The 14,480-nt window shown below is 57.6% G+C and carries 15 protein-coding genes; 10 read left to right on the top strand and 5 right to left on the bottom strand.

Annotated features, from left to right (window positions below; all coding sequences use genetic code 11):
- Positions 1-7 precede the first annotated feature (7 nt).
- Together ACR0CZ_RS07980 and selD are read left to right on the top strand one after the other, a co-directional pair.
- Positions 8-394: a Na+/H+ antiporter subunit G gene (locus ACR0CZ_RS07980; RefSeq protein ID WP_170401276.1), complete on the top strand. Its 387-nt coding sequence runs from the start codon at positions 8-10 to the stop codon at positions 392-394.
- Positions 395-399: 5 nt separating this feature from the next.
- A complete protein-coding gene (selD, locus tag ACR0CZ_RS07975; protein WP_170391893.1) occupies positions 400-2,559 on the top strand; it encodes a selenide, water dikinase SelD in 2,160 nt (719 codons plus the stop codon).
- Here selD and mnmH read toward each other — a convergent pair.
- Complete coding sequence (gene mnmH / locus ACR0CZ_RS07970) at positions 2,550-3,602, bottom strand: tRNA 2-selenouridine(34) synthase MnmH (protein ID WP_170391895.1); 1,053 nt, start codon at positions 3,600-3,602, stop codon at positions 2,550-2,552. The genes selD and mnmH overlap by 10 nt on opposite strands.
- Before the next feature lie 151 nt (positions 3,603-3,753).
- On the opposite strand from mnmH, the gene ACR0CZ_RS07965 reads away from it, so the two are divergent.
- On the top strand, positions 3,754-5,406 hold the full coding sequence (locus ACR0CZ_RS07965; RefSeq protein WP_170391897.1) for a tetratricopeptide repeat-containing sulfotransferase family protein: 1,653 nt from the start codon (positions 3,754-3,756) through the stop codon (positions 5,404-5,406).
- 52 nt (positions 5,407-5,458) lie between these two features.
- Here the strand turns inward: ACR0CZ_RS07965 and ACR0CZ_RS07960 are convergent, their stop codons facing one another.
- Complete coding sequence (locus ACR0CZ_RS07960; RefSeq protein WP_170625323.1) at positions 5,459-7,036, bottom strand: bifunctional metallophosphatase/5'-nucleotidase; 1,578 nt, start codon at positions 7,034-7,036, stop codon at positions 5,459-5,461.
- A 108-nt stretch (positions 7,037-7,144) separates the two neighbouring features.
- On the opposite strand from ACR0CZ_RS07960, the gene ACR0CZ_RS07955 reads away from it, so the two are divergent.
- Genes ACR0CZ_RS07955 through arsC form a run of 4 tightly spaced genes read left to right on the top strand, consistent with a single transcriptional unit; the run spans position 7,145 to position 9,304 of the window.
- Complete coding sequence (locus ACR0CZ_RS07955) at positions 7,145-7,483, top strand: DUF952 domain-containing protein (protein ID WP_170818724.1); 339 nt, start codon at positions 7,145-7,147, stop codon at positions 7,481-7,483.
- Complete coding sequence (locus ACR0CZ_RS07950; RefSeq protein WP_170420906.1) at positions 7,480-7,911, top strand: DUF1330 domain-containing protein; 432 nt, start codon at positions 7,480-7,482, stop codon at positions 7,909-7,911. The genes ACR0CZ_RS07955 and ACR0CZ_RS07950 overlap by 4 nt, the downstream gene beginning before the upstream one ends.
- Positions 7,908-8,966 carry a quinone-dependent dihydroorotate dehydrogenase gene (locus tag ACR0CZ_RS07945; protein WP_480537005.1) on the top strand — a complete coding sequence of 353 codons (1,059 nt, stop codon included), beginning with the start codon at positions 7,908-7,910 and terminating at the stop codon, positions 8,964-8,966. The genes ACR0CZ_RS07950 and ACR0CZ_RS07945 overlap by 4 nt, the downstream gene beginning before the upstream one ends.
- A complete protein-coding gene (gene arsC, locus ACR0CZ_RS07940) occupies positions 8,963-9,304 on the top strand; it encodes an arsenate reductase (glutaredoxin) (protein WP_170420902.1) in 342 nt (113 codons plus the stop codon). The genes ACR0CZ_RS07945 and arsC overlap by 4 nt, the downstream gene beginning before the upstream one ends.
- On the opposite strand, the gene ACR0CZ_RS07935 is transcribed toward arsC, so the two are convergent.
- Genes ACR0CZ_RS07935 through ACR0CZ_RS07925 form a run of 3 tightly spaced genes read right to left on the bottom strand, consistent with a single transcriptional unit; the run spans position 9,301 to position 11,559 of the window.
- Positions 9,301-10,617, bottom strand: coding sequence for an MATE family efflux transporter (locus tag ACR0CZ_RS07935; protein WP_480537006.1), 1,317 nt, complete (start codon positions 10,615-10,617; stop codon positions 9,301-9,303). The genes arsC and ACR0CZ_RS07935 overlap by 4 nt on opposite strands.
- A gap of 2 nt (positions 10,618-10,619) precedes the next feature.
- On the bottom strand, positions 10,620-11,138 hold the full coding sequence (locus ACR0CZ_RS07930) for a PaaI family thioesterase (protein ID WP_170391910.1): 519 nt from the start codon (positions 11,136-11,138) through the stop codon (positions 10,620-10,622).
- A 1-nt stretch (position 11,139) separates the two neighbouring features.
- The gene (locus ACR0CZ_RS07925; RefSeq protein WP_010438901.1) at positions 11,140-11,559 is read right to left on the bottom strand and encodes a PaaI family thioesterase; all 420 of its coding nucleotides are present in this window, start codon (positions 11,557-11,559) and stop codon (positions 11,140-11,142) included.
- A 117-nt stretch (positions 11,560-11,676) separates the two neighbouring features.
- On the opposite strand from ACR0CZ_RS07925, the gene ACR0CZ_RS07920 reads away from it, so the two are divergent.
- The 3 genes from ACR0CZ_RS07920 (at position 11,677) to ACR0CZ_RS07910 (ending at position 14,439) form a co-directional block, all read left to right on the top strand.
- Entirely contained in the window at positions 11,677-12,045 is a 369-nt protein-coding gene (locus tag ACR0CZ_RS07920; RefSeq protein WP_170391912.1) for a MerR family transcriptional regulator, read from the top strand.
- Positions 12,046-12,217: 172 nt separating this feature from the next.
- Positions 12,218-12,619 (top strand): MerR family transcriptional regulator, encoded by a 402-nt coding sequence (locus ACR0CZ_RS07915; protein ID WP_039536426.1) that lies wholly within the window; start codon positions 12,218-12,220, stop codon positions 12,617-12,619.
- 38 nt (positions 12,620-12,657) lie between these two features.
- Positions 12,658-14,439: an acyl-CoA dehydrogenase C-terminal domain-containing protein gene (locus ACR0CZ_RS07910; protein WP_170391914.1), complete on the top strand. Its 1,782-nt coding sequence runs from the start codon at positions 12,658-12,660 to the stop codon at positions 14,437-14,439.
- Positions 14,440-14,480 lie beyond the last annotated feature (41 nt).

The raw sequence follows: 14,480 nt of genomic DNA, 5'->3' as shown, positions 1-14,480 counted from the left end.
GCGTGGCATGACCTTTATCTTCGAACTGCTCATCGCATTCTTCCTGATCGTATCGGGCATTTTCGGCTTTGTCGGATCATTCGGCATGATCAAGCTGAAAGACCCCATGTCCCGCCTGCACGCACCCACCAAGGCAACTACGCTGGGCGTGGGCGGCGTCCTGCTTGCCTCGATCGCGCATTCGGTTTTGCTTGAGGGCAAACTGTCGATGCACGAGTTGTTGATCACGCTCTTTCTGTTCCTGACAGCCCCGATCACGGCCCTGTTCATTGCCAAATGGCACATTCATCGCCATGAAAAACCCAGTGATCTACCAGACGCAGGCGAGGATGAGCTTTGGGCCACCCACGCGGTCGAACAGGTCGAGGACGTCCCGGACCACAGTACAAACTGAGACCTATGCACAAACCTCTGCTGCCCCTAACCCGCGATCTGGTTCTGATAGGCGGAGGACACACGCACGCGCTACTGCTGCGCAAATGGGGTATGAAACCGCTGTCCGGCGCGCGGGTTACGGTGATAAACCCCGGTCCCACCGCACCCTATTCGGGCATGTTGCCAGGATTTGTCGCTGGTCACTATCAGCGGTGGGAGCTTGATATTGATTTGGTGCGTCTGGCCCGCTTTGCCGGTGCGCGGGTGATACTGGGCGCAGTTGAAGGTATCGACCCGGACACACGCCAAATCCATGTACCCGGACGCCCGCCGGTGGCGTTTGATGTGGCCTCGGTCAATGTCGGGATCACCTCAGACATGCCAGCATTGCCGGGATTCGCCGAGCATGCCGTTCCGGCCAAGCCGCTCGGCCTCTTCGCCGCGCAATGGCAAAGCTATCTTTCAGGGACGGGCCGCGCCTCGGTCGCCGTGATCGGTGGTGGCGTTGCGGGAGTAGAGCTAGTCATGGCGATGGCCCATGCACTGCGTTCCAAAGGACGTGAAGCGCAGGTTACTTTGATCGACAGTGCAACGGCCCTGACAGCGACTGTCCCGAAGGCATCCGCCACCATCCGGCAGGCGATGGCGCACCTGGGGATCGAAGTTCTGGAAAACACATCAATCCAGAAGATTTCTGCGGGCGAAATCGAGCTAACGGACGGTCGCCAGATACCGGCCGATTTCATCACCGGTGCTGCAGGCGCGCGGCCCTATGAGTGGATATCCAATACCGGCCTCGCGCTGCATGACGGTTTCATCAAAGTGAACGCGTCCCTGCAATCCAGCGATCCGGCGATTTTCGCCGCGGGAGATTGCGCCCATCTGTCCGAGAACCCGCGCCCCAAGGCAGGGGTCTACGCAGTGCGCGAGGCACCAATATTGTATGACAATTTGCGCGCCGCGCTAGGGTCTGGGAAAATGCGGCGCTATATGCCGCAGAAGGATTACCTGAAACTCATCTCTCTGGGTGGAAAATCCGCACTGGCCGAGCGATTGGGAACATCATTCAGCGGGCCGCTCATGTGGCAATGGAAAAACCATATCGATCAGAAGTTCATGAACCGGTTCCGTGAACTGCCCCAAATGCCCACCACCGCATTGCCCCGTCATCACGCAGCAGGGCTGCAAGAGGCGTTGGGAGAAAAACCAATGTGCGGCGGGTGTGGTGCAAAGGTGGGTCGAGGCGCTTTGCGGGCCGCATTGCAGGAGTTGCCGCAACTCGACAGGCCCGACATTACACCCCTGCCCGGTGACGATGCGGCGGTGCTGCTAACCGGTGGCACGCGACAGGCTATGACATCGGATCACTTACGCAGCTTCACCAACGATCCCGCCTTGATGACGCGTATCGCCGCTGTCCACGCGCTTGGTGATATCTGGGCAATGGGCGCTCGTCCGCAGGCTGCGACAGCAACGATCATCCTGCCGCGCATGTCAGCTGAGTTGCAGCAGCGCACAATGGCTGAGATCATGCATATTGCCAGCGACGTCATGCGCCAAGCCGGGGCTGAGATCGTCGGCGGCCATAGCTCAATGGGTGACGAAATGACCATCGGGTTCACTCTGACCGGGCTCTGTGATGCTGAACCGATCACGCTGGGTGGCGCAAAACCTAATGACGCTTTGATCCTGACAAAGCCGTTGGGCAGCGGTGTTTTGATGGCGGCCGAAATGGCGGGCAAGGCGGAAGGCGCCTGGGTCGCGGCAGCTTTCGCGCAAATGATACAGCCGCAGGGTGAGGCGTCCCGCATCCTGAAAAATGCCGATGCGATGACGGATGTCACCGGTTTTGGTCTGGCGGGTCACCTGCAAGGGGTATGCGAAGCGTCTGGCTGCGGGGCAACCCTGTCTTTGGACGCGATTCCAGCTCTGGAAGGTGCGGCAGAGCTCAGTGATCAGGGCATTCGATCTACAATCTACACCGACAACCGTGCCATCGCCCCAGGCCTTCCGACCGGCGGCAAGGCGGATTTATTATTCGATCCTCAGACTGCGGGAGGTCTCTTGGCGGCCGTCGATGCCAACAAAGCCGAGCAAGTATGCTCGGAACTACGCGCCGCCGGTTACCCTGCCGCCCTGATTGGTCACATCGACGCTACATCGGGCCTGCGTGTTCAAAGCTGATCCAGAACATTCTTAATCCGAGCCACCGTCGCCGACAGCCCCGTATCATCAAGTGACGGTGCCTCAATCTGCGCGATCACTTCGGCACGCTGCGCCTTACGCGATTTGGCATAGGCCGGGTCGTAATGCTGTTCCATCAATGCCTGTGTCAGTCCACTCTTGTCGCCGGCATTGATCAATTCCAGCCAACCATCCACAACCTCATGACCGCGATGAATGCGCAGTGGAGACAATCGATCACGTAGCCGTTCGCTATCCGACAGAATGTCATCGTAGGCAGACACCAGATACGCGGTGCGCGCAGCAATCGGTGCTGTGATCTGGATGCGAGGTGCAGAACACAAGGCCGACCACAGGCTGGGCGGGAGGATCAGGTTTCCGATCTTGGATGATTCTGCTTCAACAACCACCGGACGCGCTGCATCCAGCTCGCCCAAGGAAGCGGCGAGCGCGGATTCGAAGGCTTTCTGACTGGGTTGCCCACCCGGCATTTCGCCCAACAATGAGCCTCGGTGATTGGCCAACCCTTCAAGGTCCAGCACTTGCGCGCCTTGCGCCTTTAGATGGCCCAACAGGTCTGTCTTGGCCGTCCCGGTATAACCATCCAGCGCGACTAATCGATATGGCAACACTTCATCATAGAGGAACTGCTTTACCAGTCGGCGATAGCTGCGATAGCCGCCTTCAACCACCTCGGCGCGCCAGCCGATTTGTTGCAACATCCAGGTAAATGATCCTGATCGCTGCCCGCCACGCCAGCAATAGACCAGCGGTTTCCAGTCGCCCTCATGATGGCTCAGGTGATCCTCGATATGGCCTGCCGCGTTGCGAAACACCAGCGCAGCACCCAGCTTGCGGGCCAGAAACGGGCTTTGCTGGACGTAGATGGTACCGACCCGTGCCCGTTCTTCATTGTTCAGAACCGGCAGATTGATAGCGCCCGGCATATGGTCTTCGGCGAACTCAGCCGGGCTACGCACGTCGATAATCGTATCAAACGTGTGGTTGTAGAATTGCTGCAGGCTGGAGACTTTCAAAACCATATCAACGGTCTATCCCGCATGGTGCCGGAAGAAAACCCAAGCCGCTGTTGAAGGTACCAGACCATAATACGGAACAGCCATTGCAAACCATCTTCGCTTGGGTAATGAACCATCGATACTGGTTTCTTATTGGCATGGGACGTGCGCACAAATGGCACAGCAGACCGCAAATTCCCTCAAGAGCAAAGCATTGGCCGATCTGGAGACAGGGAAGTTGCCGCAGGCCTTGAAAAAAGCGCAGCTTGGCATCAAGAAACACCCCAAGGATGCCGATTACCAAGCAATCGCAGGCTTTGTCCTGACCGAGATGAAGCGGTACAAGCAATCCATTCCACACTTCGCTGAAGCATCGCGAATGAAACCGGACGATGCTCAATTTGTCGAAAACCTCGCCAACGCGTTAATGCAGACAGGTCAAATTCCGCGTGCGCTGTCCTATGCCGAGCAGAAGCTTGAACGCTTCCCGAATAACAAAGAACTGGTCCGCGTGATTGATGAAATTCAGCTCAAGGGACAGAATTGGCGCCTGATCATCGACCATACGACGAACAAACTGGAAAAAGACCCTGACAATGCAGATTTGCTTTGGTTGCGGGCCCGCGCCTACGGAGAGGTCGGATTCTCCGATCACAGCTCTCAGGACATTGCCCGCGCTTATGGGATCGCACCTGAAAATGAAAAAATCGCATTGTCAAAAGCCGTAGACTTGTATCAATCGGGCGACAAAGAGGGCTCAAAAACCATTTTGCGCGCTGTACTTGAGAGAAACAAGTTTTGCGCGGCGGCGCTCTACCAATTGTCTCTAATGGTGGACAATGACCATGCCGAGAGCCTTGCGCGTGCTGTCGACACCGCAATTTCAGAAAGTGATCACGCCAACTCGGTGCTTGAATTCGCAAAGGCACACTTGATCTCCAAACGTGATGGGCTGTTCTCGGCGCTCCCCCACTTTGCGCGGGCCAATGCCATTCAAAACAACGTGAATCCGTATGACAGCACGCAAGAAGAGAAACGGTTCAAAGAAATCAGCACGTTTTTTCCCCTGAATGTACCTCCTGCGACTGCAGGCGTAAGCGATGGGCCCAAGCCGATATTCGTGGTCGGACAGCCACGATCAGGCACAACACTGATGGAAATGATGCTTAGTTCGGCACCGGATATCGCCGGCTGCGGAGAGCTGACGATTGCAGGTGAATTATCCCAGAAGGTCAGAGAGAGCGGCAAACCATTTGACGCAGACGCAGCTGCTGAATGTGCAGCAGAGTTTCGCAGGCTGATGCCACCCTTACCCGAAAGTTCGACTGCATTCGTTGACAAGATGCCACACAACTATCAAAGGCTCGGCTTCATATTGTCAGCGTTCCCGAATGCCCGCGTGATCAACATGTTGCGCGATCCAAGGGATGTGGGGCTATCAAAATGGATCAGGCGTTTTCATTCACCGGGTATGCGCTATGCATCCAATCTTGAATCGATTGCCCACTCAGCCAACCTGTACCGGTGCTATCTATCTCATTGGGAAAAGCTGTTCGGTGATCGTATTCTGACGGTTCGATATGAGGACCTGGTAGTCGACCCCAAAACCTGTATCCAGCAAGTCGCCGCCTTCTGCGGTATCGACTGGGATGAGCGGATGATGACCCCTGAGAAAAATACCAGGAAAGTCCGCACCGCCAGCACCGATCAGGTGCGCAAGAAAATCTCAACCGGGTCAATTGGTGGCTGGCAAGAGGTTGCGGATCAAATTCAGCCGATGTTGGATGGGCTGGATCAGGCGTTGTGGCCCGAATACAGGTTCGATTGACCAAAAAAAGGCCGCCCCGAGAGACGGCCTTTTTTTTGCTTCTCCGGTCACATCACTTCTGTTTGATACGCCCGTCCAGATAAGGCTGATACGGGGCGTTCTCGGCTAGATACTCCGCCGTAACATCCGCCAGATCAGGCCCGAAATCATAGGCGTTCTTGTCATCACCCGAGAACACAGAATAACCATCGCCGCCATTGCGGACATAGTTGTTTGTCACCACCAGATATGTCGCCGCGGGATCGATAGCTTCGAAACCGCCATCCTTGGCGACCATGACCTCAACAATCCGGCCCTCATTCGGGGCAACCGATGGATCCCAGGTAAATGTCATTCCTGCCACCTGAGGGAAGCGGCCTTTGACCTCTTCAACTTGGCTCACCCCGTTTTCAAGAGCATCAATCACGCCCTGACCGCTGATCTCGAAGGTCGAGAGCGTGTTCTGGAAAGGCAGTACTGTCAGCACCTCACCCATGGTCACCTCACCCGGATCGATCGAGGCGCGCAGCCCACCCGAGTTCGCAATCGCAATCTGGGCGCCCTGATCGGCAACCCGCGCCAACATGGCATCCGCAACAAGATTGCCCATTTCACATTCCTGCACGCGACAAACGGAACGGTCGCCTTCAATCGAAGCTGACGCTTCCGCGACAACCTTGTTGCGAATTTCATCCAGCGGAACGGCCAGCTCGGCGATGCGGTCCAGCGCGGCCTGATCCTCGGTCACCGCATTGTCCATGATCAGCGGCTCACCCTCTGCGGATACAACATTTCCGTCATCATCGAATGTCACATTCAATTCACCCAGAAACTTGCCATAGGCATAGGCCTGAACGATCTGCACCCCGTTTACGACGGTAGGGTACGGTCCGGCGGCCTTGTCGGATGTGTTCGAAAGATATGTGTTCGAATGCCCACCCACGATCACGTCAACGCCCGTGGTCTCCTGCGCCACGCGCTGATCGACGCCATAGCCTGAGTGGCTGAGAACGATGATCTTGTTCACACCTTCGCCGGTCAGCTTGTCGACCTCAGCCTGAACGGCAGGAACTGGATCAGAGAAGGTGATGTTTGGACCAGGTGACGCGATATCGTGCGTGTCTTCCGGCGTCAGTCCGATCAGACCGATCTTTTCGCCGCCCACTTCGATCACAGCCGATTTCTTGATCTTGTCGGTCAGCAGTTCCTCATCCGCATAATCGGCGTTGGACATCAGCACCGGGAAATCGACCGAGTCGATGAAGCCGCGCAGCACCTCAGGGCCATCGTCGAATTCATGGTTGCCCACAGTCATGGCGTCATAGCCCAGCTTGTTCATGAACTCAGCCGCAACCTTACCCTTGTAGTAGGTATAGAACAGCGAGCCCTGGAACTGGTCGCCCCCATCAACGAGGATCGAGTTATCGGCCCGTCCGCGGGCCTCTTCGACTGCCGTCACAAGGCGCGCCGATCCACCAAAGCACTTGCCTTCGGCATTGTCTTCGTCGCCACAGGCGCTGTCGTACTTGTTGATCGGTTCAAAGCGCGAGTGGAAATCGTTTGTATGCAGAATCGTAAGCTTGTATTCGGCAGCCGCCATACCGGCGCTGAGTGCCAATACCGCAGCCGAAGCCAGAAAACGGGTGAACATCGTGAAACTCCCTATGATTGTTTTGCGCGATGGTGCGCGTTGCGTGGCGAAGAGTCAAAGGGGGAAATCCGGCTTGATTCTACCTGTCGTGCGGGGCATCAGGACTTCATGCTGATTTACAAGATCTTCCGCGCCGATGAATGGGCAAACCTGCAGGCACAAGGGGCTTCGGATGGTGCACCGATTGATGTGTTGGATGGATATGTTCATTTCTCAACCGCAGAACAGGCCGCTGAAACCGCTGCCAAGCATTTTGCCGGGGTCGAGGGCCTGACCCTCTTGGCCTGTAACAGCCAGGCGATGGGTGACGATCTGAAATGGGAGGTTTCCCGTGGCGGCGCATTGTTCCCCCATCTCTACCGCCAGATTCAAATGTCGGATGTGGTCTGGTCACGCGATCTGCCCTTTGACGGTCAGGCGCACCAGTTCCCGCAGGAGATGGAATGACACGCTTCATCGATCCCGAACGCGAACAGTTCGAGGCGTTTAAGGCCCTCGATCGAGACCATCCTATCGAGATGCTCAATCTGGTGAAGTTTCGCGAAACAGCTCAGTATCCGTCCGATCACGCACTGGCCGGCGCACATCTGACCGGCGCACAGGCCTATGGCAAATACGGGTCTGAAACCGCGCCTATCGTCGCCCGCATAGGAGCGTCGATCCTTTGGCGCGGCGCATTTCAGACTATGCTGATCGGTCCACAAAATGAGGCTTGGGATGCTGTGTTCATCGCCCGCTACCCCACCGCCCACGCATTTCTTGAGATGGTGACCGACCCTGCCTATCGCGCCGCGGTGATACACCGGCAGGCCGCCGTTGAAACCTCGCGCCTGATACGTTGCGCGCCGACAGAGGGTGGAGATTCCTTCGGATGAAACTGACCGAAAAACTTGGGCTCGCTGCGCTGCACCGTCTTGACCCGGAAACCGCGCATGGGCTTTCGATCAAGGCCCTGACCTCGGGGCTTGCACCGACGCCTGGGCCGGTCACATCGGACCGGCTGAAGACCCGAGTCGCGGGTCTGGATTTGCCCAACCCCGTCGGACTGGCCGCAGGGTTTGACAAAAATGGCGAAGCACTGTTGCCGCTTTCACGCGCCGGGTTCGGGTTTATCGAAGTCGGGGCGGTGACACCCCGTCCGCAGCCCGGCAATCCTAAACCACGCTTGTTCCGCCTGACCGAAGATCGCGCCGCCATCAACCGCTTTGGCTTCAACAACGAGGGAATGGAGGTCATGGCCGCGCGTCTGGCGCAGCGTCCAAAGGACGCGGTGATCGGTTTGAACCTTGGGGCCAACAAAGACAGTGATGATCGGCCCGGAGACTTCGCAAAAGTGCTTGCCCATTGCGCTGCGCATTTGGACTTTGCCACCGTCAACGTGTCCTCGCCCAATACCGAAAAGCTGCGAGATTTGCAGGGCAAAGCGGCGCTAACTGCGTTGCTGAGCGGTGTGATCGAAACCCGAAACGCCCTGCCCCGCCCGATCCCGATCTTCCTGAAGATCGCCCCGGATCTAACTGAGCACGAATTGCAGGATATCGCCGCTGTCGCCCGTGAAACCGGCGTGGACGCGGTGATCGCCACCAACACCACACTGTCGCGCGATGGCCTGCGCAGTGCGCACAAGGATCAGGCCGGAGGCCTGTCCGGCGCGCCGTTATTCGAGAAATCGACGCGGGTGCTGGCGCAGCTCAGCCATTTGACGGGCGCAGATATCCCGTTGATCGGGGTCGGCGGCATCAGCACGGCAGAACAGGCCTATGCCAAGATCTGCGCCGGAGCGTCCGCAGTGCAGTTCTACACGGCGATGGTCTATGGCGGGATTTCCCTGGCCGCTGACATCGCGCAGGGGCTGGATGCATTGCTGGCACGCGACGGCTTCGCCTCGGTCGCACAGGCGGTGGGCAGTAAACGAGAGGACTGGCTATGATCGAATACTGGCACAATCCGCGCTGTTCCAAATCCCGCGCGGGGTTGGCGTTGCTGCAGGAAAACGGCGCAGATCCTGAGGTGCGCAAATACCTCGAAGACGCGCCCTCGGCCGATGAAATCCGGACGGTTCTGGCCAAGCTGAATATCCCGGCGATCAGCATGATGCGCACCGGAGAGAAAACGTTCAAAGAGCTTGGTCTGGCCAAGACCTCGCCCGATGAGGAGCTTGTTCAGGCCATGGCCGAACACCCGATCCTGATCGAACGTCCGCTGGCCATCGCGGGCGACAAAGCCGCTATCGGACGCCCGCCCGAGAACCTGCTGGACTTGCTTTAGGCGATCTGTGCCTCAAGTCGTGGATAGCGCCAACCAAGCGTAAGGCCCCGTGCGATGTTCAACACCATCAGCGCGGCCCAAAGCCCATGATTGCCCATCGTTGGCACCAGCACGAACAACGCAACCACGTACAGCGTGACTGACTGGATCATCGCGTTGCGCATATCGCGGGTCCAGGTGGCGCCGATATAGATACCGTCGAACATCCAGCTTGCCACTCCGATGATCGGTGCCAGAGCAGCCCAGAGCAGATACTCGCGTGCCGTCATACGAACTTCAGGCGATGTCGACATCAGATCGATCAGCGCGGGCCCTGCCAGGTAAAACACCAGCCCAAGCCCGATGGCCCCGCCAACGCCCCATTGAGACGCCATAACCGACGCGCGCCGGACCTTCCGGCGGTCACGAGCACCGACGGCTCCTCCGACAAGAGCTTCAGCCGAGAAAGCAAATCCGTCCAAAGCGAACGCGGTGATTTCGAGAAACTGCAATAACACCTGATTGGCCGCCAAATTCACGTCGCCCAGATCGGAACCGACAAACAAAAACGTGGTGAAAGCCCCGGTCAATAGAACCGAGCGCACCATGATATCGCCATTCACCTGCATCATCCGGCGCAGCCGTGCGGCATCAAAAATACGCGGCCAATCCCGCCACTGCTTGCCGCCAAACGCATCACCACAAAGCCACAAACCCAGGGCAAGACCCGTCCACTCGGCAATCAATGTCGCGATGGCAACGCCCTCGACACCCCAGCCCAGGCCAAGCACAAACCATAGATCCAGCGCTATATTCAGCCCATTCATCCATATCTGCAGGATGAATACACCTCGCGTGCGTTCGACTGCGATCAGCCAGCCTGTCACCGCATAAAGGGCAATTGTGGCCGGAGCGCCCCAGATGCGAATCTCCAGATAGGCGCGCGTCAGAGACTCGACTTCGGCGCTGGCGGGCGACAGTGCAAAAGCTCCAAGGAATACCCAAACCTGCGCGGCAATGAAGACCAATCCTGCTGTTCCGCCCAGCAGCAAGCCTCGCATGAGCAACGCTCCGGTTTCTGCAGTGTCACCTGCACCGCGCGCCTGTGCCGCCAGCCCGGTGGTGCCCATCCGCAGAAAGCCGAAAATCCAGTAGATCGCAGACAGGATCACCGCACCCATGCCCACAGCCCCGATGGGGGCGGCCTGCCCCATCTGACCGACAACGCCGGTATCCACTGCCCCGAGGATCGGTACGGTCGCGTTCGACAGCACGATCGGCAACGCGATTTTCAAAACGCGCCGATGGGTAATGGGCGCTGAGGCGTCCTCCATCCTTAGTCTTTCGATGTCGGAGATTGCGGCATCAGGAAGTGCCCCGTACCTTGCGCAAAGAGTTTGGCGTGATTGTCTTGCCAGGCTTCGACCCGGACAGAGGCATAACGTCGACCCGAGCGATTGATGAAAGCGCGCGCATAGGCGTCTCGCGGCAGGCCAGACCGCAGGTAGTCGACCGTGAAGTCGATGGTTTTGGGAAAGCGGATATTCACGTCAGTCAGGATGTCCTCCGCACCGATCTCACCGCTTTCAATCCTGGGAAACATATGTTCCCAACTCAGCGTGATTACGGCAGTGACTTCCAGAAACGCCGCTGTCACCCCACCGTGGATAGCGGGTAGAAAAGGATTACCGATCAACTTCTCATCGAAATTCAGAACGCCTGTCAGTTCGTCCCCCCGCCGGTCGAATGTTATATTAAGGAACCGAATATACGGCACACCTTCGACCAGCGCGGTCAATGCGGCATCACGGCGTTGCTTGACCACCTGCATAGGTTCTGGGCGAGGTCTTGCCATCTCAGCGACCCTCCACAGTGAAGGCACCTGAAGCGGTGGCAACGGGACGGTCGCTGTCATCATCCGTCGCCGTCGCCCGCACAAAAGCCACGTTGCGCGTGATGTGATAGCAGGTCGCGCGGGTCCGGATACTTTGACCCGGCGTTGCGGCCCGCATGTAATCAATACGCAGATCGATGGTGGCGGTTCCTCCCGGGGCCGAGGGGTGGCTCATCACTGCGGCACCGCAACAGGTATCCAGCATGGCCGACACAGCCCCGCCATGGATCACGCCAGTCCGAGGGTCGCCGATCAGTTGCTCGTTATAGGGCATCGAGATTTCAGCCTCGCCCTCTCCGATGTGGGTCAGATCAAGCCCCAAGGCCTTGGCGTGCGGAATCGCCTCGATGAATTGCCGCGCTAAAACTGTCTTATCGACCATGGGGTTGGGTCCTGTCCTTGTACCTGCCCCTTTATGGGCCTGCGTTTACACCAAGGGCAAGCCCACCTGTTGCGCTTGCCGCAACGACGCCCTAGGTTGCTGCCAAGGAGACCCGGAATGTCCGACACCCGTTTGTCATTCAAAGAAATGTGCGCCGAGTTCGACGTGACCCCACGCACCCTGCGCTACTATGAGTACATCGAATTGCTGCAGCCTGACCGTGAAGGCAGGTCGCGATTTTATGGGCCTCGTGAATGCGCCCGGATGAAACTGATCATGCGTGGTCGAAAGTTCGGATTTCCTTTGGAAGAGATTCGCCAGTGGCTGCTGATCTACGAAGATCAGGGCAATCAGGCGCAGATGGCGACCTTTATCGAGATGGCCGATCGTCAAATGGAAGAGCTGCGCCAGCAGCGCGCGCAGTTGGATGAAGCAATGGATGCGCTTCAGCAATTGCGCGATCAGACCGTCGGCCTGCTGAAATAGCTCCTTCCCCTACGGCAAGAAAATTGCCGAAACCCCTGCTTACGCGACTGGATGTTACGTCAACTATTTTGTGACGCAGCGTCCGCATTACGTAAACGTCACTTGTGTGTTGTAAAACGCTCATCGACTGCGCAACTCAGATTGCATGACGCCAGTGATGAGAGTTTGAACCATGACCGAAGATCTGCTGACCATCCGTGAAATGTGCGAGACATATGATGTCACGCCCCGCACATTGCGGTTCTACGAGGCCAAAGAGCTTTTGTTTCCGATCCGCGAGGGCCAAAAGCGCTTGTTCACCAAACGGGATCGTGCACGCCTGAAACTGATCCTGCGCGGCAAGCGCTTTGGCTTCAGCCTCGAAGAGATCCGCCAGCTTCTGGACCTGTACCACGTGGGTGACCAGCAGCTGACCCAGATGTCCCGCACTTATGAAATCGCGTGCGAGCGCCTTGCTGACATGGAATCGCGCCGCGAAGAGCTGACGCAGGCCATTGACGAACTGAAAGAGCAGTTGCGCTGGGGCGAAAAGGTTATCGCCTCGATGAAACAGGAAAAGAAGGCCGCCGAATAAGCCCGGCCTTTCGGACATATGAATTAAGGGAGCTTCACATGCCCGTCTATAACGCGCCAACCAAAGATACGCAGTTCATCCTGCACGATGTTCTGAAAGTCTCGCAGTCGGATATCCCCGGCTATGATGAACTGGAGGCCGAGTTTACCGGCGCGGTTCTGGAAGAAGCGGGCAAAGTTGCCACCAATGTGTTGCACCCGCTGAACGTGGTTGGGGACATCGAAGGGTGCCGGTTGGAAAACGGGATTGTGTACACCCCAACAGGTTTCAAAGATGCCTTCGAGCAGATGAAAGAAGGCGGCTGGACTGGCCTCGACATGCCGGAAGAGTATGGCGGCCAGAACATGCCTTATGTGATGGGTACTGCGGTAGGCGAAATGTTCTCGGGCGCGAACCAGGCGTTTGTGATGTATCAGGGCCTGACCCACGGCGCAGCCTCGGCGATCCTCGCTCATGGTTCGGATGAGCAAAAGAACACGTACCTGCCCAACATGGTCAGCTGCGAATGGACCGGCACCATGAACCTGACCGAACCGCATTGCGGTACCGATCTGGGCCTGATGCGCACCAAGGCGGAACCTCAGGGCGACGGCAGCTACAAGATTTCCGGTCAGAAAATCTTTATCTCTGCGGGCGATCACGACATGGCCGACAACATCATTCACCTGGTGCTGGCCAAAATTCCAGGCGGACCCGAGGGCATCAAAGGTGTGTCGCTGTTTATTGTCCCGAAGTTTATCGTGAACGAAGACGGTACTCCTGGCGAGCGTAATGGTGTTTCGGTCGGCAAGATCGAGGAAAAGATGGGCATCCACGGCAATTCGACCTGCGTCATGAACTATGACGAGGCCACCGGCTGGCTGCTGGGCGACGAACACAAAGGCATGCGCGCCATGTTCACGATGATGAACGAAGCGCGTCTGGGTGTGGGCATGCAAGGCCTGTCCCAGGCCGAGGCAGCGTATCAAAACGCCGTCGAATACGCCAAAGACCGCCTGCAGGGCCGCGACGTAACAGGTGTGAAGAACCCGGATGGCCCGGCCGATCCGCTGATCGTGCACCCGGACATCCGCCGCAACCTGATGGATCAGAAAAGCTTCACCGAGGGCGCACGTGCGTTCATCCTGTGGGGCGCGACCATGATCGACAAGGCGCACCGCTCGGGTGACAAGGATGCCGACGGGCTGATCTCGCTGCTGACACCGGTCATCAAGGGCTTCCTGACGGATGAAGGTTACGACATGACCGTTCAGGCGCAGCAGGTCTATGGCGGCCATGGCTACATCGAAGAATGGGGCATGTCGCAATACACCCGCGACGCCCGCATCGCGATGATCTACGAAGGGGCAAACGGCGTTCAGGCGTTGGATCTTGTTGGCCGGAAGCTGGCGCAGGATGGCGGCAAGCATGTCATGGCGTTCTTTGAGATGGTTAAAACCTTCTGCAAGGAAAATGCCGGCAAGGATGAAGCTTATGACAAAGCGTTCATCGAACCGCTGAAGGCCGCGTCCAAGGACCTGCAAGCCGCTGGCATGTATTTCATGCAGGAAGGCATGAAGAACCCTAACAACGCGCTGTCCGGTTCGTATGACTTCATGCACATGTTTGGTCATGTTTGCCTGGGCCTGATGTGGGCTCAGATGGCGAAAGCCGCTCGCGAAGCGCTGGATGGTGGCGCCTCGGACAAAGAGTTCTACGAGACCAAGATCAATACCGGTCGCTTCTACATGGCCCGTCGCCTGCCCGCGACAGCCATGCATTTGGCGCGCATCCAAACCGGAGCGGACACGGTAATGGCGCTGGACGCAGCGAACTTCTGATCTCAGTGTGGGCTCGGGCGTCGTAGCCCGAACCCACCCTT

The organism is Ruegeria sp. H9 (assembly GCF_056532915.1).
The sequence above is the reverse complement of the archived record's forward strand: the minus strand, read 5'-3'. Positions and strand labels throughout refer to the sequence as shown.

What these genes read in the sequence shown, in the direction of transcription:
- ACR0CZ_RS07980 (WP_170401276.1), top strand. Translation starts at nt 8, where the DNA reads ATGACCTTTATCTTCGAACTGCTCATCGCATTCTTCCTGATCGTATCG.
- selD (WP_170391893.1), top strand. Translation starts at nt 400, where the DNA reads ATGCACAAACCTCTGCTGCCCCTAACCCGCGATCTGGTTCTGATAGGC.
- mnmH (WP_170391895.1), bottom strand. Translation starts at nt 3,602, where the DNA reads ATGGTTTTGAAAGTCTCCAGCCTGCAGCAATTCTACAACCACACGTTT.
- ACR0CZ_RS07965 (WP_170391897.1), top strand. Translation starts at nt 3,754, where the DNA reads ATGGCACAGCAGACCGCAAATTCCCTCAAGAGCAAAGCATTGGCCGAT.
- ACR0CZ_RS07960 (WP_170625323.1), bottom strand. Translation starts at nt 7,036, where the DNA reads ATGTTCACCCGTTTTCTGGCTTCGGCTGCGGTATTGGCACTCAGCGCC.
- ACR0CZ_RS07955 (WP_170818724.1), top strand. Translation starts at nt 7,145, where the DNA reads ATGCTGATTTACAAGATCTTCCGCGCCGATGAATGGGCAAACCTGCAG.
- ACR0CZ_RS07950 (WP_170420906.1), top strand. Translation starts at nt 7,480, where the DNA reads ATGACACGCTTCATCGATCCCGAACGCGAACAGTTCGAGGCGTTTAAG.
- ACR0CZ_RS07945 (WP_480537005.1), top strand. Translation starts at nt 7,908, where the DNA reads ATGAAACTGACCGAAAAACTTGGGCTCGCTGCGCTGCACCGTCTTGAC.
- arsC (WP_170420902.1), top strand. Translation starts at nt 8,963, where the DNA reads ATGATCGAATACTGGCACAATCCGCGCTGTTCCAAATCCCGCGCGGGG.
- ACR0CZ_RS07935 (WP_480537006.1), bottom strand. Translation starts at nt 10,617, where the DNA reads ATGGAGGACGCCTCAGCGCCCATTACCCATCGGCGCGTTTTGAAAATC.
- ACR0CZ_RS07930 (WP_170391910.1), bottom strand. Translation starts at nt 11,138, where the DNA reads ATGGCAAGACCTCGCCCAGAACCTATGCAGGTGGTCAAGCAACGCCGT.
- ACR0CZ_RS07925 (WP_010438901.1), bottom strand. Translation starts at nt 11,559, where the DNA reads ATGGTCGATAAGACAGTTTTAGCGCGGCAATTCATCGAGGCGATTCCG.
- ACR0CZ_RS07920 (WP_170391912.1), top strand. Translation starts at nt 11,677, where the DNA reads ATGTCCGACACCCGTTTGTCATTCAAAGAAATGTGCGCCGAGTTCGAC.
- ACR0CZ_RS07915 (WP_039536426.1), top strand. Translation starts at nt 12,218, where the DNA reads ATGACCGAAGATCTGCTGACCATCCGTGAAATGTGCGAGACATATGAT.
- ACR0CZ_RS07910 (WP_170391914.1), top strand. Translation starts at nt 12,658, where the DNA reads ATGCCCGTCTATAACGCGCCAACCAAAGATACGCAGTTCATCCTGCAC.